Genomic DNA, 20,040 nt, shown 5'->3' on the forward strand with positions numbered 1-20,040 from the left:
TACTCGAAATAAATTCTTATCTTTGCTTCACTTTTAAAAGATGAAATCATGAGAAAGTGGATGAAAGTATTCGTATTATGTCTATGGACCTTGACCATATGTGTGATAGGGAATACTATGTCGTGTATGAATCAGGATGCTGGTAGTATGGAACTTGTAAAAGAACCTGTTGTATCTCAAGAACAGGTGGTTGCACAAGATACATCGCACGATATTCAGTCTTGTATCAATTATCTTCTTTCTTCTCGATATGCCGATTTGTTGCAGCATTCATCTGTATATCATTCTGGTAGTACTAACGATTTTAAGTTTTTGCTGCGTAGTATAAATGTACTTCTTTTCAGGCAGACAGACTCTCTATTCAATAAATTATATAAGTTGACTCATTCTACTCATCCGTATATGGGTGGAAGTATTGATTATTATATCTATACACTGGAACGAATCCTGATCTAAATACTATCTAAGACTTCTCTTTATGTTTTTCTGCAAAGGCGTTTTGTAGAAAAATATTTTGTATCGTATCATTTAAAATCTTAGATATATGTTTTTTACATTTTTAATTGTCGTTATTCTGACGGCTATTGCACTCGTGGTGTTGGCTATGACTACTGCCAAACTTATTGCACCTCGTTCGTTCAATCCGCAGAAAGGCGAACCTTATGAATGTGGTATTCCTACTCGCGGACAGTCTTGGGTACAGTTTAAGGTAGGATATTATTTGTTCGCTATTTTGTTTTTGATGTTCGACATCGAAACGGTATTCTTGTTTCCGTGGGCGGTAGTCGTACACGAGGTTGGGGTTTATGCCCTTGTGAGTGTGATATTCTTTTTGTTGATTTTAATTTTAGGCTTGGCGTATGCTTGGCGGAAAGGAGCACTTGAATGGAAGTAAAGAAACCCGCTATCCGGTCTATGAAGTATGAAGAATTTAAAAACAACGATTATTTGGAGCGTTTGGTAGATGAATTGAACCGTAATGGAGCAGGAGTCGTTGTTGGAACTTTGGATGAACTGATAAACTGGGGACGAAGTAATTCTTTGTGGTCATTGACTTTTGGTACAAGCTGTTGTGCGATTGAATTTATGGCTTTGGGTGCTGCCCGGTATGATATGGCTCGTTTTGGCTTTGAGGTAACCCGTAACTCTCCTCGCCAGGCTGATATGATTATGGTGCTGGGAACTATAACCTATAAGATGGCTCCGGTATTGAAGCGTTTGTATGATCAGATGGCAGAACCAAAATATGTAGTGGCTGTTGGAGGTTGTACTATCAGTGGAGGACCTTTTGTCAAATCTTATCATGTGGTAAATGGAATCGATAAAATTATCCCGGTAGATGTTTTTATACCAGGATGTCCTCCTCGTCCGGAAGCTTTCTATTATGGAATGATGCAGTTGCAGCGTAAAATAAAAGTGGAAAAGTTTTTGGGTGGAGTAAACCGAAAAGAAAAGAAAGAAGAGTAGAATATAAAGCTCTTCTTTGGTAGGTATTATTTTTTCATTAAAAAAGATTATGGAATTAATAGATAAAATTAAAGCCATAGCTCCTGAAGCTGTATGTAGTGAGACCGGTGAGGCGGTGATTACATTGAAAGTTGATGACTTTCGACGAGTAGCAGAGATGCTGCGTGCAGATAAGGAAGCGCCAATGGATTATCTTCGCGATATAGTGGGGATGGATTGGGGAGAAAAAGGCTTGGGGGCATTGTATTATTTGGAATCGAGCCAGACATATGAACGGGTAGCATTGAAAATATCTACTCTTGACAGAGAAAATGCATTCCTTCCTTCTGTTTGTGACTTATGGAAGACTGCGGAAATCAAAGAACGTGAAGTGTTCGACTTTTTTGGTATTCGTTTTCTGAACAATCCGGATATGCGCCGTTTGTTCTTACGTGAAGACTGGAAGGGATATCCGCTTCGGAAAGATTATGATATGAACTCCAATCCGTTGAATATGGAGAACGAGGAGAATGCAGATGTAACCGATGAGTATTTTCTGAAGCCCGATGGAACGATTTGCGGTCGTAAAAATATTGTATTCGATCAGAAGGATTTCGTGGTGAATATCGGTCCTCAACACCCTTCTACTCATGGAGTATTACGTCTAAGAACTTCTTTGGAGGGAGAAACAATCAGTAAAGTAGACCCTATTTGCGGATATATCCACCGTGGTATTGAGAAAATGAATGAAAGTCTGACTTACCCTCAGACTTTGGCATTGACAGACCGCTTGGATTATTTGAGCGCTCACCAAAACCGTCATGCTCTGTGTATGTGTATTGAACAGGCAATGGGATTGGAGATTCCGGAACGTGTACAATATATCCGTACCATTATGGATGAGCTTCAACGTATCGATTCTCACTTGTTGTTTTACTCTTGTCTGGTAATGGATATGGGAGGATTGACTCCATTCTTCTATGGGTTTCGCGAGAGAGAAATGATTCTGGATATCTTCGAGGAAACCACAGGAGGACGTCTGATACAAAACTACAACGTGATTGGTGGAGTACAGGCCGATTTGCACCCTGATTTCCAAAAGAAGGTAAAAGAGTTTATCGTTCATCTGAGAAGTGTAATCAAAGACTATCATGATATCTTTACCGGTAATGTAATTGCTACTACCCGTTTAAAAGGAGTCGGATTGCTAAGTAAGGAAGATGCTATTTCTTTGGGAGCTACAGGAGGTACCGGACGTGCTTCCGGATGGGCAAACGATGTGCGTAAGCATCATCCTTATGCGATGTATGATAAGGTAGACTTTAAGGAAATTCTTTATACCGAAGGCGATAGCTTTGCTCGGTATATGGTTCGTATGGATGAAATCATGGAATCTTGCCATATTATCGAACAACTTATTGATAATATTCCTGAAGGAGAATTCCGGGTCAAGACAAAACCTATTATCAAGTTGCCGGAAGGAAACTATTCTGCTTCTGTAGAAACCAGTCGTGGAGAGTTTGATGTATTCCTGGAAAGCCACGGTGATAAGAGTCCTTATCGTTTGCATTACCGCAGTACAGGTCTTCCATTGGTACATGCACTTGATACCGTATGTCGGGGTAACAAAATTGCCGACTTGATTGCAATCGGGGGTACATTAGACTATGTAATTCCGGATATTGACAGATAATAAATATAGAGGTAATATAGAATATAATATGAATCAGTCATTTTTAGATTATTATAATCTTCAGCCACTTTTTATGGCAATCCATTCTGCTTTGTGCAGCGTGATGCCCGAAGGTTTGGCTATTTTTCTGGAAGGATTGGTAGTTGGTGTAGTAATTTTGTTGCTGTATGCTGTACTTGCTATTATTCTTATCTATATGGAGCGCAAGGTTTGTGCTGCTTTTCAATGTCGTATTGGCCCTAACCGTGTGGGAGGTCGTGGTGGTTTGCTCCAAGTGCCTGCAGATGTATTCAAGATTCTGACCAAGGAAATTATTGAACTGAAGAATTCAGACCATTTGCTATATAACTTGGCACCGTTTCTGGTAATACTGGCTTCTATCCTTACTTTTTCATGCTTGCCTTGGAATAAAGGAGGAGAAATTCTTCATATGAATATTGGTATCTTCTTCGTATTGGCAGCTTCTTCCATTGGAGTGTTGGGTATATTGCTTGCCGGATGGAGTAGTAACAGTAAATATACCATTATCGGTGCGGTACGAAGCGGAGCGATGATTATCAGTTACGAACTCTCTATCGGTATCACTGTACTGACAATGGTTTTGATGAGCGGTACAATGGATATTCAAGGCATTGTAAGTGGGCAGGAAGACGGATGGAATCTTTTTAAAGGACACATTCCAGCTTTTGCAGCCTTTATTATTTATCTCATTGCCGGTAATGCAGAAGCCAATCGTGCTCCGTTCGACCTTGCTGAGGCAGAGCAGGAGCTGACTGCCGGTTATCATACCGAATACTCCGGTATGCACTTCGGATTCTTCTATCTGGCAGAATACCTGAATCTGTTTATTACAGCCGGTATTGCTACTACCTTGTTTTTAGGTGGATGGATGCCGTTGCATATTGCAGGTTTAGATGGATTCAATGCTGTTATGGATTATATTCCGGGTGTGATATGGTTTGTGGGCAAGACTTTCGTAATAGTCTTCCTGCTGATGTGGATCCGCTGGACATTTCCACGTTTGCGTATCGACCAGGTACTTACACTGGAATGGAAATATCTCATGCCTTTATCCTTGGTAGTATTATTACTTATGGCTGTATGTAAGGTTTTTGGTTTAGTTTTTTAAAGAAGTGATGTATGAATAGTTTTAGCAAATATATAAAAGGATATGCTTCGGGTATAAAAAGTCTGTTGATTGGTATGCGTACCTCTATGAAGGTTTTTCTTCAGCCGAATGTCACAGAGCAATATCCGGAAAATCGTCATACCACTCTTCACATACCAGAGCGTCATCGTGCAAAACTGGTGATGGTACATGATGAAGAGAATCATCATCACTGTGTAGCATGTGGACTTTGTCAGATGGCATGTCCGAACGGAACCATTAAAGTGATTTCCGAAACACGTGAAGATGAAGAAGGAAAGAAAAAGAAAGTGCTGGTTAAGTACGAATACAATTTAGGTTCGTGTATGTTTTGCGAACTGTGTGTCAATGCTTGTCCGCACGGAGCAATCAAGTTTACCAATGATTTCGAGAATGCCGTATTCGAGAAAGATAAACTGCTTCTGACATTGAACAATGAAGGTTCTTCGCTTGCTCCTAAAAAATGATAAGTCACTAAATAGAAGAAATTATGGGAATAACACTACAAGAAATAGTTTTCTATACGGTAGCAGTTATGATTGCCGCATGTTCGGTACTGGCTGTTACTACAGGTAAGATTCTCCGTGCAGCCACTTACTTGCTGTTTGTCTTATTCGGAACTGCGGGTATTTACGGCATTCTTGGATATACTTTTCTGGGTGCCGTACAATTGATGGTGTATGCCGGAGGTATTGTGGTACTGTATGTATTCTCCATCCTGCTAACCCGTTCGGATAAGGATATGAAATACAAAATCAGTCGTCCTAAGTTGTGGAGTATGTTGCTGACTTGTATTGTCGGAGCCGGATTGGTACTCTTCTTGGTCTTTACCAATGGATTTGCATTGAATATGATACCACAAGGAGTGGAATTACCTGTCCGTGAAATAGGCTTGGCTCTGATTGGTACAGATAAATATCAGTATGTATTACCTTTCGAAGTAACCAGTATACTATTGTTGGCCTGCATGATTGGCGGTATTCTGATTGCACGTAAACATTAAATGAAGGAGGATTTTATTATGGAATTAGAAGTACATGTCATACATTATCTGGTTATCAGCACTATTATGATGTTTTGTGGTATTTACGGATTTTTTACCCGTAAAAACCTTCTGGCATTGCTTATCTCTGTAGAGCTGATGCTGAATGCGACAAATATCAACTTTGCCGTGTTCAACCGATATCTTTTCCCGGGACAACTGGAAGGGCATTTTTTTGCATTGTTCGGTGTTGCGATTGCTGCCGCTGAAACTGCTGTAGCAATTGCTATTATTATTAATGTATATCGGAATATCCGTCAGATACTGACCGATGATATCACCGATTTAAAAGGATAATATAGATGAATATGGAATATACAGTGTTGATTCTTTTACTGCCGGTACTGAGCTTCCTGATATTGGGGCTGACTGGTATGTACATGAAGCATCGGGTAGCCGGACTGATTGGTACGGCATCGCTGGCAGGAGTTACTTTTCTCAGTTATCTCACTGCCTGGAATTATTTTACTGCAGGACGTACTGCCGAAGGCGTATTCCCGACGCTTACTCCTTATAATATAGAATGGTTGCCGTTCACCGGTTCGCTGCATATTGATATGGGTATTTTGCTCGATCCGATCTCTGTGATGATGCTGGTTGTCATCAGTACTGTCAGTCTGATGGTGCATATCTACTCATTCGGTTATATGAAAGGAGAGAGAGGCTTTCAGCGTTATTACGCTTTTCTGAGCTTGTTTACATTCTCCATGCTCGGGTTGGTAGTCGCTACTAATATCTTCCAGATGTATGTGTTCTGGGAATTGGTTGGTGTTTCTTCTTATTTGCTCATCGGTTTTTATTATACCAAGCCGGAAGCCATTGCAGCCAGTAAGAAAGCTTTCATCGTAACCCGTTTCGCCGATTTGGGATTCTTGATTGGTATCCTGATTTACGGTTATTATATGCAGACCTTTACATTCACTCCGGGACAGGAGCAGTTGATGAAGGCCGGAATGGTATTGCCTTGGGCATTGGGACTGATGTTTGTAGGTGGAGCTGGAAAAAGTGCTATGTTTCCCTTGCACATCTGGCTTCCCGATGCAATGGAAGGTCCTACCCCTGTCAGTGCCTTGATTCATGCCGCTACCATGGTAGTAGCTGGTGTATATCTGGTAGCTCGCATGTTCCCTCTGTTTATCGGTTTTGCCCCCAACGTGTTACATCTTATAGCGTGGGTAGGAGCCTTTACAGCTTTCTATGCAGCTTCCGTTGCCTGTGCTCAGAGCGATATCAAACGTGTGCTGGCTTTTTCTACCATTTCTCAAATTGGTTTTATGATGGTTGCACTTGGAGTATGTACAGCTGCTCATCCTCACGAAGGAGGATTGGGATATATGGCCAGCATGTTCCATTTGTTTACTCATGCCATGTTTAAGGCCTTGCTGTTCCTGGGAGCTGGATGCATTATTCATGCCGTACACAGCAACGAAATGTCGGTAATGGGCGGTTTGCGAAAATACATGCCCATTACGCATATCACTTTCCTGATAGCTTGTCTGGCCATTGCAGGTATTCCTCCTTTTTCCGGATTCTTCTCGAAAGATGAAATTCTGACAGCCTGTTTCCAGTTTAGTCCGGCAATAGGTTGGGTGATGACTGTGATTGCAGGAATGACAGCCTTTTATATGTTCCGTCTGTATTATTGTATTTTCTGGGGAAAAGAAAACAAGGAACTTCATGCTGCACATGTACCTCATGAAAGTCCGCTTGCCATGACTTTCCCACTGATGTTTCTGGCTGCAGTAACTTTGGTTGCCGGCTTTATACCTTTCGGACATTTTGTTTCTTCCAATGGAGAGTTGTATGATATCCATCTCGATTGGAGTGTAGCTGCTACCAGCATTGTTGTAGCGGTATTGTCCATAGCCTTGGCTACCTGGATGTATGCGCGTGAAAAACAACCGGTGGCCGATGCGCTGGCATGTCGTTTTGCAACCCTGCATCGTGCTGCTTACCGCCGTTTCTATATGGATGAACTCTGGCTGTTTGTGACAAAGAAAATCATTTTCCGTTGTATTTCTACTCCACTTGCTTGGTTCGACCGTCACGTCATCGACCAATTCATGAATTTTATGGCATGGGGAGCACAAGCTTCCGGCGAAGAATTACAGCCCATACAGAGCGGCAAGATTCAGAGCTACACCATGTGGTTCCTGATTGGAGTGATTGTATTAACACTTGTCTTATTAATCGGTTAGGAGAGTTGAACAAATGAATATATTAAGTCTTTTTGTATTGATTCCTTTGCTGATGTTGCTGGGACTTTGGATAGCCCGCAATGTCAATCAGGTAAGGGGAGTAATGGTAGTAGGATCCAGTATGTTGCTGGCTTTGGCTGCTTATCTTACCGTATCCTATATCGGATTACGTAATGGTGGAGCTACAGAAGAGATGCTGTTTACCGACAGTATTTCATGGTATGCACCTTTACACATCTGTTATTCGGTAGGAGTAGATGGTATTTCGGTAGTAATGTTGCTTTTGAGTGCCATCATTGTATTTACCGGAACTTTTGCATCGTGGAAACTGAAACCTATGACCAAAGAATATTTCCTTTGGTTTACCTTATTGAGCACCGGAGTATTCGGATTCTTCATTTCTACCGATTTGTTTACCATGTTCATGTTCTACGAGGTAGCTCTGATTCCGATGTATCTTCTGATTGGTGTCTGGGGAAGTGGTAAGAAAGAATATGCCGCCATGAAGCTGACCTTGATGCTGATGGGAGGTTCTGCTTTCCTTCTGATCGGTATTTTAGGTATTTTCTACGGAGCCGGAGGAGAGACTATGAATATTCTTGAAATCGTAAAACTGCAAATCCCTACCGAAATGCAGCGTATCTTCTTCCCGATGGTTTTCCTGGGATTCGGAGTATTGGGAGCCTTGTTCCCTTTCCATACATGGAGTCCTGATGGTCATGCTTCTGCTCCGACGGCAGTTAGTATGCTTCATGCCGGCGTATTGATGAAGCTGGGAGGTTACGGATGTTTCCGTATCGCCATGTATCTGATGCCTACCGGAGCAGCAATCTGGGGTGACTTCTTCCTGATACTGACAACCATTTCTGTGGTATACGGAGCTTTCAGTGCAGTTGTACAGACCGACTTGAAATACATCAATGCCTATTCTTCTGTAAGCCATTGCGGATTGGTATTGTTTGCCTTGCTGATGATGACAAAAGTCAGTGCAACGGGAGCCATTCTTCAGATGTTGAGTCACGGATTGATGACAGCACTGTTTTTCGCATTGATTGGTATGATTTACGGACGTACTCATACACGCGATATTCGCCAGCTTTCCGGCTTGATGAAGATTATGCCGTTCCTGGCTGTAGGGTATGTCATTGCTGGTCTGGCCAATTTGGGATTGCCCGGATTGAGCGGTTTTGTAGCCGAAATGACTGTCTTTGTGGGTTCGTTCCAACATGCCGATTTGTTCCATCGTGTTTGCACCATAATAGCTACAATGAGTATTGTCATTACTGCAGTCTATATATTGCGTGTGGTTGGCAAGATTCTGTATGGAACTTGTACCAATCCGGAACATCTGAAACTGACAGACGCTACTTGGGATGAACGTTTTGCTGTCATCTGTCTGATTCTGGCTGTAGCCGGTTTAGGACTGGCTCCATATTGGGTAAGTCATGTCATTAGTGGCAGTGTTGAACCGATTATTTCACAGTTAATACATTGATTATGGATATAACAGCTATATTTTCTATGCAGGCTGAATTGAGTCTGGTATTGGTAATTGTCATTATGCTACTGGCAGATTTGATTATCAAAGCCCCCAATCATAAAGCTTTGCAGGCACTGGCTTGCGGATTGACTGCTATTCAGTTGTTGGTAAACATTGTTCCGTCGGGTGCCGAAGCATTTGGCGGAATGTATCAGAGTACTCCCATGGCATCGGTAGTAAAGACTATTCTTACTGCTGCTACGCTTTTGGTCTTTATGCAAGCCGAACGCTGGCTGGAACGTGAAGATACCCGTTTTAAGGCAGGAGAGTTTTACTTGCTTACCTTGAGCACACTGTTGGGTATGTTTTATATGATAAGTGCCGGAAACTTCCTGATGTTCTACATCGGTCTGGAACTTGCCAGTATTCCGATGGCTTGTCTGGTGGCTTTCGATAAATATCGCCATCACAGTGCTGAAGCCGGTGCCAAGTTTATTCTGAATGCCATGTTCTCTTCGGGTATTATGCTTTATGGTATTTCTTTGTTGTATGGAACATGCGGTACAGTGTATTTTACCGATATGGTTTCTGCATTGGGCGGTACTCCGCTTCAGGTTGCGGCAATGGTCTTTTTCTTCGCCGGTTTAGGATTCAAGTTAAGTCTTGTTCCTTTCCACATGTGGACTCCCGATACTTATCAGGGAGCGCCGACTCCGGTCAGTGCTTATCTGTCTGTAGTTTCAAAAGGAGCAGCAGCATTCTCTTTGATGACTATCCTGATGAAGGTATTCGGTCCGATGGTAAAAGACTGGAGTCTGATGCTTAGCGTGGTGATTGTGCTTACAATTACTGTAGCTAACTTGTTTGCTATCCTTCAGAGTGACTTGAAACGATTCATGGCCTACAGTAGTATTTCTCAGGCCGGATACATCGTACTGGCGGTACTGGCTGGTTCTGCACAAGGTATGGCTTCACTGGTTTACTATATCGCTGTGTATGTAGTAGCCAATCTGGCTGTGTTCGGTGTCATCAGTGCAGTAGAACAACAGACCGGAGGGGAAACCGCACGTGATACATACAACGGTTTCTACCGTACTAATCCCCGTTTGAGTTTTGTCATGACACTGGCGCTTTTCTCATTGGCTGGTATTCCGCCGTTTGCCGGATTCTTCTCCAAGTTCTTTGTGTTTGCATCTGCATTCCATGCAGGACATTGGCTGGTAGTTTTCCTGGCTTTGGTCAATACCATTATTTCTCTGTATTATTATCTGCTGATAGTAAAAGCCATGTATATTACTCCGAGCGAAACACCGGTAGCTACCTTTAAAAGTAGTCCGTTGATGCGTGTCAGCCTGCTGGTCTGCCTGGCTGGAGTGGTGTTGTTAGGTATATGCAGCAGTGTATATAGTCTTTTCGACGGACTGGCTTCTTTATAATCTTGCAGCTTGATTAATCTGATAATACGCAGGGCGTACAGGCCGATGTAGTGGTCTGTACGCTTTTTTTATGCCTTGACAAAATGTCAATCCCTTTTTGAAATCGGAGGTGGAAAAAGCAAAGTGGCAAAATGTCAAATCAGAGGCTTCTGTATGCTTTTGTTTGTACTCCGGTAGAGGACGGACAGAAAAGAAGCCTGTTTTTTGAAGGGTATAGAAAGTGGAAAAGATAGGAAATAGTCCTATTCCTTGTTAAAGGATGATGAACAATTCATTGTTTCTTTCTTTATGATGTAATCTTTGTGATAAATTCTCTTTTTTGACATTTGGATGTTGAAGCTTTACGGGATAGGGTTTGTAGTGGTAAATGTGAATAAATGTATAAAAATGAGATTCAAGGACAGGAAAAAAGTGAATCAGGGAGTCTTTTCTTGCGTGATTGGTTGCGTTGCCCAATGATACAAGGACCGTTTGCCATCGATACTTGAATCATCAGGTGTTTTTACTTGTATCATTTGCCTATGTGACTGATGTCGGAATTGTGTTGTACAGCATAAATATTCCTTTTTTTAGAGTATAAAATCTCTCTTCTGTACATCGTGAAGAGAGATTTTATACAAAGAGTGAGTTATCTGTACGTGCGATTTTTGCAAATAGAGAAAGTAAAAATCTTGTTTTGAAAGAAATATGATATTTTCATTCTCCGGTTTCAGCAGAGCAGAACGGAAGGTCTTGAAATGTTTTTAAAACAAGAAGCCTGCGCGTATTCCCCATCGTTCAGTATAGCGTGCATTCCAGTAACCTTGTACAAAGATGTCGTGCTTTTTGAATACCCGGTACAGCAGTCCTGCTCCTGCCAGTGCAGAAGCCCCAGTGTCACTGGCTTCTCCTATTTCGAATGCAAACTGTGCATCCACTTGTACAAAGGGGCGTAAGGCTTGTTGTCCGAAGATATATCGTCCACCCAGTTTGAAAGCGATGCATTGAGCTTTGAAGTCACCGTATACGAGGGCATCCGGACTGTTTGCATAGGACTGTCCGGAACCTGCATAGACTACTTCTCCCAAAAAAGCGAGTGAAGGAGAGAGGCGGGGAGAAATGAAAGAAAACTGTATACCTATTTCGTATCCGCTGAGGTACTTGCTATAGTCGTGGACAATGTTTCCTGCATATCCTCCGAAGACTCCCCATTGCTTGCGTGTAGGAGACGGGTCGTTTACTTCGTAAGTCACACAGTTTTGGTCGGTACAGACGGCATTGTTGTAGTCGACTACTGCTCTGATCATGTCCTTATGGTTGAATTGTAGATTTTCGCTTCTCTTCTCGGCTTCATCCCATTGGCGCATCACGTAGCGTGTAATTCCCTTATATCGGAGGTCGGTACCTTCATAATTGGTATTTTTCCCGCTTACTTTCACCTTTTGGTTATTGATGGCAGTCAGGGTACCCGTTTCTTCATCGTAGAAGAAATAATATTGTACGAAAGTCGTGGGATAGTAGTAGAGTGTAAGTCTTCCTTTTACAAGACATTCAAGGAATAGCAGTTTAGGTTCCTGATCGAGTGTTACTTGCTGGGAGTAATAGTGTTTTCCGTTGATGAAATGGTAGGAATGAAGTTCGGCAGGAGAAAAGTGCTGTTCTTCACTCTGTGGATTTTCCCGGAAGATACAGCTCTTGCTGTTCTGTTCATCGGTTCGGAGCATGATTTCTCCTTGAATGGTATCCTTGCTTGCCGTGATAATATAGCCTGAATGAAAGCGTGTTTCCTGTGCTTTAAGACAAACGGAAAGAAGCAGAAAGAGTCCTAAAAATAAATATTTCATAGTGGTTGTGTATAAGATTGATGCAAAGTAAACGATTTTTTTATTGTCTGAAATAATAAATTGTAGGAAAAGTGTAATAAGTATAGTCTATGTTGATTATTAATATTAAACAGACAGAATTGGGAAAGTGGTAATATTGCATTATGTTAAATAAATTGTATTTTTGCGTGCGATAAAAACAAAAATGCAATATTTTGCGTTAGGGTTTTGGGTTAAAATAGGTATTAATTAAATTATTTTTATGAACAGATTATCAACAAACAAAGTGTTGTTTGGCCTATGGGCTTTGTCATTGTTCGGTATGGTTTCGTGTGTGGACAATGATTACGATTTGAGTAAGGATATTGATATGAGTGTAACTGTTGGGGGAAATGATTTGACAATTCCAGCCAGTGATACAAAAGACATTACACTCGAAAAAATCTTCGATTTGGAAGAAGGAAGTGCCGTTCAGGCTGATTCTGAAGGCAACTACTCTCTTTTGCAGCACGGAGAAGGATCGGATACAAAGGTATCTATCGAAAAAGTAGTGATAGATGGAAGTGAAATTAGTGCTGAGGCTCAGGAAAAATGGATTAACTTCAGTGTCAGTGCTCCGGATATGTTGCAGGCAGAAATAGAAACAAATAATACAGTAAGCTTAAATAAAACCGATTTGACTCAAGAGGTGGTATCTTTATCTTCTGCCAAGATAAATATGCCTGCTTGGATAAGTATAGGTGTAATCTATGATAAGCCTGTTGTGTTGAAGAAGGGAGCTACTCTTACTTTTCCTTCTTATTATACTGTTTCCACAGATGATTCTCGTTGTATCTTGAATGGAAAGAGCCAGATTGTGTTTAATCAGGATGTTCAGTTCTCCAAGCAGAATCCTTTGACTATTCGTCTGAATATAACAGAGGTCAGATTTGCAGATATGGAAAAAGGGGAAGGATTGCTTGCTCCTGGCCATTTGGTCATTGAAGACGATGTGATAATAAAGGGTACTGCCTTGATAGAAGGAGGAGAGGCTGTATCGGTAGGTATTACTACCGAATACCGTGTAGAACGCATCGAACTGTTGCAGGTAACAGGTATGGTCGATCCGGATATCAACGTGACTATTGCTCCTGTTAAAATTGAGAATTTACCCGATTTCCTGAAGGATGAAACTGTGAGAATTGATATGACAGATCCGAGAATCTTCCTGACTGTGAGCAATAATTCACCGGTTAGTGTTGATTTCAGTGCAGTATTAAAGTCATATAAAGGAGGTTCCAATATTGCTTCTGTTGTGATTGGAGGTACTTCTTCTCCAATAAAAATTCCTGCGGGTAAGGAAAATTATGTGATTTGTCTGCATAGACAGCAGGGTAATGTAAATGGTGCAGATGAAAGCATAACTGTTGTCAATCTGAATGATTTGATTCAGGTGATTCCGGATGAAATTCGTATGGAGAGCATTGAAGCCCGTGCTGTACAAGAGGAAATCGTGCTGAATCTGGGTGAGGAATATACTGTAAAAACAGATTATGAAATCAATGCTCCGCTGCAGTTCAACGAAGGAACGACTATTGTGTACAATGATTCGTTTGACGGATGGCAGGGAGATTTGAAGGATATTTATATAAAAGAACTTGTGGTAAGTATGGATGCTACCAATACCATTCCTTTGGAAATGCAGATGGCAGTGGATGCTGTAGATACAGAAGGACAGGTGTTGGATGATGTAACAGCCGTTGTATCTGAGAATATTCAGGCAGGTACACCTGAAAATCCGGTTGTAACTTCACTGAATATTACACTGAAGACTTCTAATCCGGAAGCTTTCCAGAAACTGGACGGTTTGAAATACTCAGTATCAGCACACTCTTCTGCACAAACAGCAGGACAGGTATTGAACAAAGAGCAGCACCTCCGTTTGGATAAAATGGTTATCAAGGTAAAAGGTGGTGTAACAGTGGATTTGAATTAACGGAGGCTTTAACTTATTCAACAAGTATTTATATATGAAGAGAAACAATATATTGGCATATTTTATTGCAGCGGCAGGAATCTTCTTTTGTGGTACAGCTTCGGCGCAGGCATTGCATTCCGGCTATTTTCTTGAAGGGTATACATACCGTCATCTGATGAATCCTGCGTTTGAACCGGAACGTAACTATGTATCTATACCGGGAATCGGTAATATCAATATGGGTACACAGAGTAATGTGGGATTGAATACATTCCTTTACCCGTATGGAAATGGAAAGCTTACAACTTTTATGAACAGCGCTGTCAGCAGTGATGAGTTTTTGGGAAAACTGAAAGATAATAACCGTATTAATATGAATATGAACCTGACCTTGCTGTCGGTAGGTTTCCGTGCATGGGGAGGTTTCAATACGTTTGATGTCAGTTTACGTTCTAGTACTTCTTTGAACTTACCGCGTGGATTGTTCGAGTTCATGAAGGTAGGTATGGATGGTACTAATCCGGTGTACGAAATGGATGGACTGGGTATTTCATCGAACAACTATGCCGAAATTGCTTTGGGACATTCTCATCAGATTAATGAAAGATTACGTATCGGTGCTAAGGTTAAAGCTTTGCTGGGTCTGGGTAATGCCAGCATTAAGATGACTGATATGAAAGTACAGATGGCAGAGAATCAGTGGATGGTACAGGCAAACGGAGAATTGAATGCTTCTGTAAAGGGCTTGACATTACCTACAAAAGGAGAGAGTGGAAAAACATTGAACAATCCGTCGGAAGCAACTTTGATTGATTGGGGTAATATGGATATTGATTCTCCGGGATTGAGTGGATATGGTATGGCCGTGGATTTGGGAGCTACTTATAAATTGCTTGATAATCTGACTTTGTCTGCTGCATTGCTCGACCTGGGATTCATCTCATGGAGCAATACCATTAAGGGTGCTACCAGTAACGAACCATGGTTGTTCGACGGTTTTCATAATATAGCAATGGGATCTGATGATCCTAATGGAGATAAACCGTTGGAGGATCAGTTGGAAGATTTGGGTAAGGATGTGGAAAACTATGCCAGCTTTCATCGCACAGAAACAGGGGGAAAGGCAACCAAAATGTTGGGAGCTACATTGAATATCGGTGCAGACTATGCGTTCCCGTTATATGATAAATTACATTTTGGATTCTTGTCTTCTACCCGTATCAATGGACCTTATTCCTGGAGTGAAGGCCGTTTGTCGGCTAATGTATCACCGGTGAAATGGTTTGATGCAGGAGTAAACTATGGCCTTTCTACTTTTGGCTCTTCTTTCGGATGGATTCTGAACTTCCATCCTTGTGGATTCAACTTCTTCGTAGGTATGGATCATACACTGACAAAAGTGACTCCGCAGTACATTCCGGTAGGAAATGCAAATACTAATGTGAGTCTGGGCTTCAACATTACGTTTGGAAAGCGTAAATAAAGATAGCTGAAACAGTCAGAAATAGAAGAAGCGGTATGAAGATGATGTTCGGCCATCATTTTTATACCGCTTCTTTATTTTACTTTAAAGTGTAAATACCATACGTTCTGGCGTACTTTCCTGTTCGTTGTAGGTGAATCCTTCCCATTCGAATCCTTTTAAGTCTTCAGGATTTTCAATACGGTTTTTCAGAATGTATCTTGTCATTTCTCCCCGGCACATCTTGGCGTATATGACTACAGTAGTCAGTTTGCCGTTTTTGTGTACAAGAAATTCGGGAGTGACAACCCGTACTTCCTGGCAGACTCGTTTCCAGTCGAAAAGGTCTTTCATCTCGGCACTTGCCAGATTGACTAATGTTCCCTGTTCTTTTTTTATTTCCTTGATAAAATGTTCGGTCAGTAATGGTTTCCAATAGTCGAACATCGAAAGGTTTCCATTTTCCGGCAGACGTACGTCACCTTCCAAACGGTAATTCTTGATTGTATCCAGAGGACGGAGCAGTCCGTAGAGAAACGAGGTAATGCGAAGATGCTCTTGTGCATAGGCTAATTCCTCAAGTGTGAAGTCCTTGGGATTAATACGCTTGAACACAATACCGGTATACGACAGCAATGCAGGCAGCGGCTTGTTGTCGGCAGAATGGAAATTCTGGTATCTCAGGTAGTTTTCTGAGGCAAGCTTGTGATTGATTTTCAACAAGCGCTCCAGTTCTTCTACCGTAAACTGTGACAAGTGCATGGCATTTTCGTTGGCATGGTTTTCGAAAGCAGGATGTGTAGTAAACGGAACCTGCTGTTTGCTTTTTCCGGTCATGGTCTTGGCACATGAAATAAAAGTCATCATATGTATTTGTATCTTTGGTATAAAACAAAGATAGTAAATAAGGTGTAATGTCAGTTTTTTCTTTGGATACTTTATATAAAAAGAGCCGGCTGCATCGGAAGTGTATCGATGCAGCCGGCTTTATTATGGAAGGCTGTAAGAATTATTTATATTCCTGCCAGCTCTTAATCTGGATATCTTCCTGTTTCATTTGGCAGAACGCTTCGATGAAGGCTTTTGCCAGACGGGCGTTGGTCATCAACGGAATATTATGGTCGATGGCACCACGGCGGATGCGGTAACCGTTGGTCAGCTCACGTTTGGTGTGGTTTTTCGGAATATTCACAATGAGGTCGAATTTATGTTCAGATATCATCTTCATTACGTTGTTTTCTGCATTCGGACGCTCATCGGGCCAGAACACTGGTGTAGTAGGTATACCGTGTGCATTGAGGAAGGTAGCAGTACCTGCTGTAGCGTAGATGTGATATCCTTTCTTGCTTAGCATGTGGCTGGCATCCAGCAAATCTACCTTCGACTTAGTAGCTCCGGAAGACAGAAGAACTGATTGGTTTGGAATCTTGTAGCCTGTCGCAATTAATGCATTCAGCAAGGCTTCGTTGAAGTCATCGCCCAAGCAACCTACTTCTCCGGTAGACGACATGTCTACGCCCAATACCGGGTCGGCATTCTGCAGACGGGCAAACGAGAATTGAGAAGCTTTTACACCAATACGGTCGATGTCGAAAGCCGATTTATCCGGCTGACTGTACGGAGCGTCCAGCATGATGCGGGTAGCAGTTTCAATGAAGTTGCGTTTCAGAACTTTCGATACGAACGGGAAGCTGCGTGAAGCGCGTAAATTACATTCTATTACTTTAACCTCATTCTTGCGGGCAAGGAACTGGATGTTGAACGGACCGGAGATGTTCAACTCTTTTGCAATCTGACGACTGATTCTCTTGATTTGGCGTGCAGTAGAGAAATAAATCTGCTGTGCCGGGAAGACCAGTGTAGCATCACCTGAATGAACACCTGCATATTCAATATGTTCTGAGATAGCATATTCTACCACTTCTCCGTTCTGGGCTACTGCGTCGAACTCTATTTCTTTGGTATTCTGCATGAATTGTGATACCACAACCGGATATTCCTTCGATACTTCGCTGGCCATTTGCAGGAAGCGTTGTAGTTCTTCTTCGTCGTAGCATACGTTCATGGCAGCACCACTCAGTACGTAAGACGGACGAACCAATACTGGATAACCCACTTTAGCCACAAATGCTTTTACATCGTCCAGACTGGTCAGTTCTTGCCAAGCAGGCTGGTCAATTCCAAGCTGGTCGAGCATTGCAGAGAACTTGTTGCGGTTTTCGGCACGGTCGATAGAGATTGGTGAAGTACCCAGAATAGGAACAGACTGGCGGTATAACTTCATGGCAAGATTATTCGGAATCTGTCCTCCCACAGAAACAATCACACCACGTGGTTGTTCAAGGTCGATGACATCGAGTACACGTTCGAATGAAAGTTCGTCAAAGTACAGGCGGTCGCACATGTCGTAGTCGGTAGATACAGTTTCAGGATTGTAGTTAATCATGATAGATTTGTATCCCAGCTTACGTGCTGTCTGTATTGCATTTACTGAACACCAGTCGAATTCAACAGAGGAACCGATACGATAAGCTCCTGAACCAAGTACGACAACCGATTTTTCATTCTTGTAATAATTTACATCGTAACCTTCTACTGCATAAGTCATGTACAGATAGTTGGTCAGTTCCGGATGCTCGGAAGCAACGGTGTTGATGCGTTTTACAGCCGGCAAGATACCCAGTTTTTTACGGTATTCACGAACGGCCAGATTTTCTTTTTCCATGTTGCCACTCTTTGGTTTCAGTACGAAACGGGCAATCTGGAAATCAGAGAATCCCAACACTTTGGCTTCACGCAATACTTCTGCAGGAAGTTCTTCCAAAGAATTGTACGACAATAATTTGCTCTTGTAATCAACAATGTTTTTCAGCTTACCGATAAACCATGGGTCAATCTTTGTCAGTTCGAAGATACGGTCAATGCTGTATCCTTCTTCCAAAGCCTGTGCAATGGCAAAGATACGGAGGTCGGTTGGGTTAGCCAGTTCATCGTCAAGGTTTTCGAAGCGAGTATGGTCGTTGCCTACAAAACCGTGCATGCCTTGACCAATCATACGTAAGCCTTTCTGGATGATTTCTTCGAACGAGCGTCCGATAGACATGATTTCACCTACCGATTTCATGCTTGAACCGATGCGGCGAGATACACCGGCAAATTTTGTCAAATCCCAACGAGGTATTTTACAGATGAGATAGTCCAGTGAAGGAGCTACATAAGCAGAGTTGGGTGTACCCATTTCACCGATTTCGTCAAGGGTATATCCTAAACCGATTTTAGCAGCAACGAAAGCCAATGGATAACCGGTTGCTTTCGATGCCAGTGCAGAAGAACGGCTCAGACGAGCGTTTACTTCAATTACACGGTAGTCGTTTGTGTCGGCATTGAATGCATACTGAATGTTACATTCGCCCACAATACCCAAATGGCGGATACATTTCTTTGACAATTCCTGCAACATTTCAACCTGAGCTTCGGTCAGCGAGCAGGTTGGAGCCACTACGATAGACTCACCTGTATGGATACCCAGCGGGTCGAAGTTTTCCATGCTGGCTACAGTAAAGCAATGGTCGTTGGCATCGCGAATCACTTCGAATTCGATTTCTTTCCAGCCTTTCAGCGATTCTTCTACCAGAATCTGTGGAGAGAAAGTAAAGGCACTTTCTGCCAGTTCAATGAATTTCTCTTCATTCGGACAGATACCACTTCCCAATCCTCCTAAGGCATAAGCCGAACGGATCATCACCGGATAACCTATCTTGCGTGCAGCCTGCAGTGCATCTTCCATGTTTTCTACTGCCTGGCTCACGGGAGTCTTCATTTCAATTTCATCGAGCTTTTTGACAAAAAGGTCACGGTCTTCGGTATACATAATAGCTTCTACCGAAGTTCCCAATACCTGTACACCATATTTGTCGAGTAATCCTTTTTGATAAAGTTCAGTACCGCAGTTCAATGCAGTTTGTCCTCCAAAGGCCAACAGAATGCCGTCCGGGCGTTCTTTTTTAATAATCTCTTCTACGAAGTAAGGAGTTACCGGAAGGAAGTATACTTGGTCTGCAATACCTTCCGAAGTCTGTATGGTAGCGATGTTTGGATTTACCAATACCGAACGTATGCCTTCTTCTCTTAAGGCTTTTAATGCTTGTGAACCGGAGTAGTCGAATTCTCCTGCTTGTCCGATTTTAAGTGCTCCAGATCCTAAGACGAGTACTTTTTTAAGTTCTTTCTTCATTGTGTTTATATAGATTTATGGGTTGTTTCGTTTCTGCTATTTATCTCGTCAGTATTTGCAAAGAAACAATTTATTTTGAAGAAAACAAAGTATTTACGTATCTTTGCGGTAATTAAAGAAAGATAGGATTGATAAATCAAACA

General features: G+C 42.0%; 16 protein-coding genes. 13 read left to right on the top strand and 3 right to left on the bottom strand.

The genetic code is table 11. From position 1 onward, the window contains the following. Positions 1-48: 48 nt before the first annotated feature. From O6P32_RS03545 to O6P32_RS03595, 11 genes are all read left to right on the top strand, one after another. Positions 49-456, top strand: coding sequence for a hypothetical protein (locus O6P32_RS03545; RefSeq protein WP_269876844.1), 408 nt, complete (start codon positions 49-51; stop codon positions 454-456). Between the two features lie 88 nt (positions 457-544). Continuing rightward, entirely contained in the window at positions 545-895 is a 351-nt protein-coding gene (locus O6P32_RS03550) for an NADH-quinone oxidoreductase subunit A (protein ID WP_269876845.1), read from the top strand. Next, complete coding sequence (locus tag O6P32_RS03555) at positions 886-1,467, top strand: NADH-quinone oxidoreductase subunit B (RefSeq protein ID WP_178266086.1); 582 nt, start codon at positions 886-888, stop codon at positions 1,465-1,467. The genes O6P32_RS03550 and O6P32_RS03555 overlap by 10 nt, the downstream gene beginning before the upstream one ends. 157 nt (positions 1,468-1,624) lie before the next feature. Further along, positions 1,625-3,139, top strand: a complete 1,515-nt coding sequence (locus tag O6P32_RS03560) for an NADH-quinone oxidoreductase subunit D-related protein (protein ID WP_456299574.1) — start codon at positions 1,625-1,627, stop codon at positions 3,137-3,139. Between the two features lie 28 nt (positions 3,140-3,167). Beyond that, positions 3,168-4,268, top strand: coding sequence for an NADH-quinone oxidoreductase subunit NuoH (gene nuoH / locus O6P32_RS03565; protein ID WP_405371293.1), 1,101 nt, complete (start codon positions 3,168-3,170; stop codon positions 4,266-4,268). A gap of 11 nt (positions 4,269-4,279) precedes the next feature. After that, positions 4,280-4,753 (top strand): 4Fe-4S binding protein, encoded by a 474-nt coding sequence (locus O6P32_RS03570; protein WP_269876848.1) that lies wholly within the window; start codon positions 4,280-4,282, stop codon positions 4,751-4,753. 23 nt (positions 4,754-4,776) lie between these two features. Continuing rightward, positions 4,777-5,289 carry an NADH-quinone oxidoreductase subunit J family protein gene (locus O6P32_RS03575; RefSeq protein WP_178266089.1) on the top strand — a complete coding sequence of 171 codons (513 nt, stop codon included), beginning with the start codon at positions 4,777-4,779 and terminating at the stop codon, positions 5,287-5,289. 18 nt (positions 5,290-5,307) lie between these two features. Continuing rightward, the gene (gene nuoK / locus O6P32_RS03580; protein ID WP_178266090.1) at positions 5,308-5,625 is read left to right on the top strand and encodes an NADH-quinone oxidoreductase subunit NuoK; all 318 of its coding nucleotides are present in this window, start codon (positions 5,308-5,310) and stop codon (positions 5,623-5,625) included. 11 nt (positions 5,626-5,636) lie between these two features. Then, a complete protein-coding gene (nuoL, locus tag O6P32_RS03585) occupies positions 5,637-7,526 on the top strand; it encodes an NADH-quinone oxidoreductase subunit L (protein WP_269877040.1) in 1,890 nt (629 codons plus the stop codon). A gap of 13 nt (positions 7,527-7,539) precedes the next feature. Then, positions 7,540-9,021: a complex I subunit 4 family protein gene (locus O6P32_RS03590; protein ID WP_178266091.1), complete on the top strand. Its 1,482-nt coding sequence runs from the start codon at positions 7,540-7,542 to the stop codon at positions 9,019-9,021. After that, positions 9,021-10,442, top strand: a complete 1,422-nt coding sequence (locus tag O6P32_RS03595) for an NADH-quinone oxidoreductase subunit N (protein ID WP_269877041.1) — start codon at positions 9,021-9,023, stop codon at positions 10,440-10,442. The genes O6P32_RS03590 and O6P32_RS03595 overlap by 1 nt, the downstream gene beginning before the upstream one ends. A 743-nt stretch (positions 10,443-11,185) precedes the next feature. Here O6P32_RS03595 and O6P32_RS03600 read toward each other — a convergent pair. Further along, entirely contained in the window at positions 11,186-12,265 is a 1,080-nt protein-coding gene (locus tag O6P32_RS03600) for a hypothetical protein (protein WP_269876849.1), read from the bottom strand. A 241-nt stretch (positions 12,266-12,506) separates the two neighbouring features. Here O6P32_RS03600 and O6P32_RS03605 point away from each other — a divergent pair, with 241 nt between their 5' ends. Both O6P32_RS03605 and O6P32_RS03610 read left to right on the top strand, forming a co-directional pair. Beyond that, positions 12,507-14,219 (top strand): hypothetical protein, encoded by a 1,713-nt coding sequence (locus tag O6P32_RS03605; RefSeq protein WP_269876850.1) that lies wholly within the window; start codon positions 12,507-12,509, stop codon positions 14,217-14,219. Between the two features lie 34 nt (positions 14,220-14,253). After that, positions 14,254-15,684, top strand: coding sequence for a DUF5723 family protein (locus O6P32_RS03610; protein ID WP_269876852.1), 1,431 nt, complete (start codon positions 14,254-14,256; stop codon positions 15,682-15,684). An 84-nt stretch (positions 15,685-15,768) separates the two neighbouring features. Here the strand turns inward: O6P32_RS03610 and yaaA are convergent, their stop codons facing one another. Beyond that, positions 15,769-16,530, bottom strand: coding sequence for a peroxide stress protein YaaA (yaaA, locus tag O6P32_RS03615; protein ID WP_269876853.1), 762 nt, complete (start codon positions 16,528-16,530; stop codon positions 15,769-15,771). Positions 16,531-16,672: 142 nt separating this feature from the next. After that, positions 16,673-19,897, bottom strand: a complete 3,225-nt coding sequence (carB, locus tag O6P32_RS03620) for a carbamoyl-phosphate synthase (glutamine-hydrolyzing) large subunit (RefSeq protein ID WP_269876854.1) — start codon at positions 19,895-19,897, stop codon at positions 16,673-16,675. Between the last annotated feature and the right edge of the window lie 143 nt (positions 19,898-20,040).

Source organism: Phocaeicola acetigenes (genome assembly GCF_027529745.1).
Lineage (GTDB): Bacteria > Bacteroidota > Bacteroidia > Bacteroidales > Bacteroidaceae > Phocaeicola > Phocaeicola acetigenes.

What these genes read in the sequence shown, in the direction of transcription:
- O6P32_RS03545 (WP_269876844.1), top strand. Translation starts at nt 49, where the DNA reads ATGAGAAAGTGGATGAAAGTATTCGTATTATGTCTATGGACCTTGACC.
- O6P32_RS03550 (WP_269876845.1), top strand. Translation starts at nt 545, where the DNA reads ATGTTTTTTACATTTTTAATTGTCGTTATTCTGACGGCTATTGCACTC.
- O6P32_RS03555 (WP_178266086.1), top strand. Translation starts at nt 886, where the DNA reads ATGGAAGTAAAGAAACCCGCTATCCGGTCTATGAAGTATGAAGAATTT.
- O6P32_RS03560 (WP_456299574.1), top strand. Translation starts at nt 1,625, where the DNA reads ATGCTGCGTGCAGATAAGGAAGCGCCAATGGATTATCTTCGCGATATA.
- nuoH (WP_405371293.1), top strand. Translation starts at nt 3,168, where the DNA reads ATGAATCAGTCATTTTTAGATTATTATAATCTTCAGCCACTTTTTATG.
- O6P32_RS03570 (WP_269876848.1), top strand. Translation starts at nt 4,280, where the DNA reads ATGAATAGTTTTAGCAAATATATAAAAGGATATGCTTCGGGTATAAAA.
- O6P32_RS03575 (WP_178266089.1), top strand. Translation starts at nt 4,777, where the DNA reads ATGGGAATAACACTACAAGAAATAGTTTTCTATACGGTAGCAGTTATG.
- nuoK (WP_178266090.1), top strand. Translation starts at nt 5,308, where the DNA reads ATGGAATTAGAAGTACATGTCATACATTATCTGGTTATCAGCACTATT.
- nuoL (WP_269877040.1), top strand. Translation starts at nt 5,637, where the DNA reads ATGGAATATACAGTGTTGATTCTTTTACTGCCGGTACTGAGCTTCCTG.
- O6P32_RS03590 (WP_178266091.1), top strand. Translation starts at nt 7,540, where the DNA reads ATGAATATATTAAGTCTTTTTGTATTGATTCCTTTGCTGATGTTGCTG.
- O6P32_RS03600 (WP_269876849.1), bottom strand. Translation starts at nt 12,265, where the DNA reads ATGAAATATTTATTTTTAGGACTCTTTCTGCTTCTTTCCGTTTGTCTT.
- O6P32_RS03605 (WP_269876850.1), top strand. Translation starts at nt 12,507, where the DNA reads ATGAACAGATTATCAACAAACAAAGTGTTGTTTGGCCTATGGGCTTTG.
- O6P32_RS03610 (WP_269876852.1), top strand. Translation starts at nt 14,254, where the DNA reads ATGAAGAGAAACAATATATTGGCATATTTTATTGCAGCGGCAGGAATC.
- yaaA (WP_269876853.1), bottom strand. Translation starts at nt 16,530, where the DNA reads ATGATGACTTTTATTTCATGTGCCAAGACCATGACCGGAAAAAGCAAA.
- carB (WP_269876854.1), bottom strand. Translation starts at nt 19,897, where the DNA reads ATGAAGAAAGAACTTAAAAAAGTACTCGTCTTAGGATCTGGAGCACTT.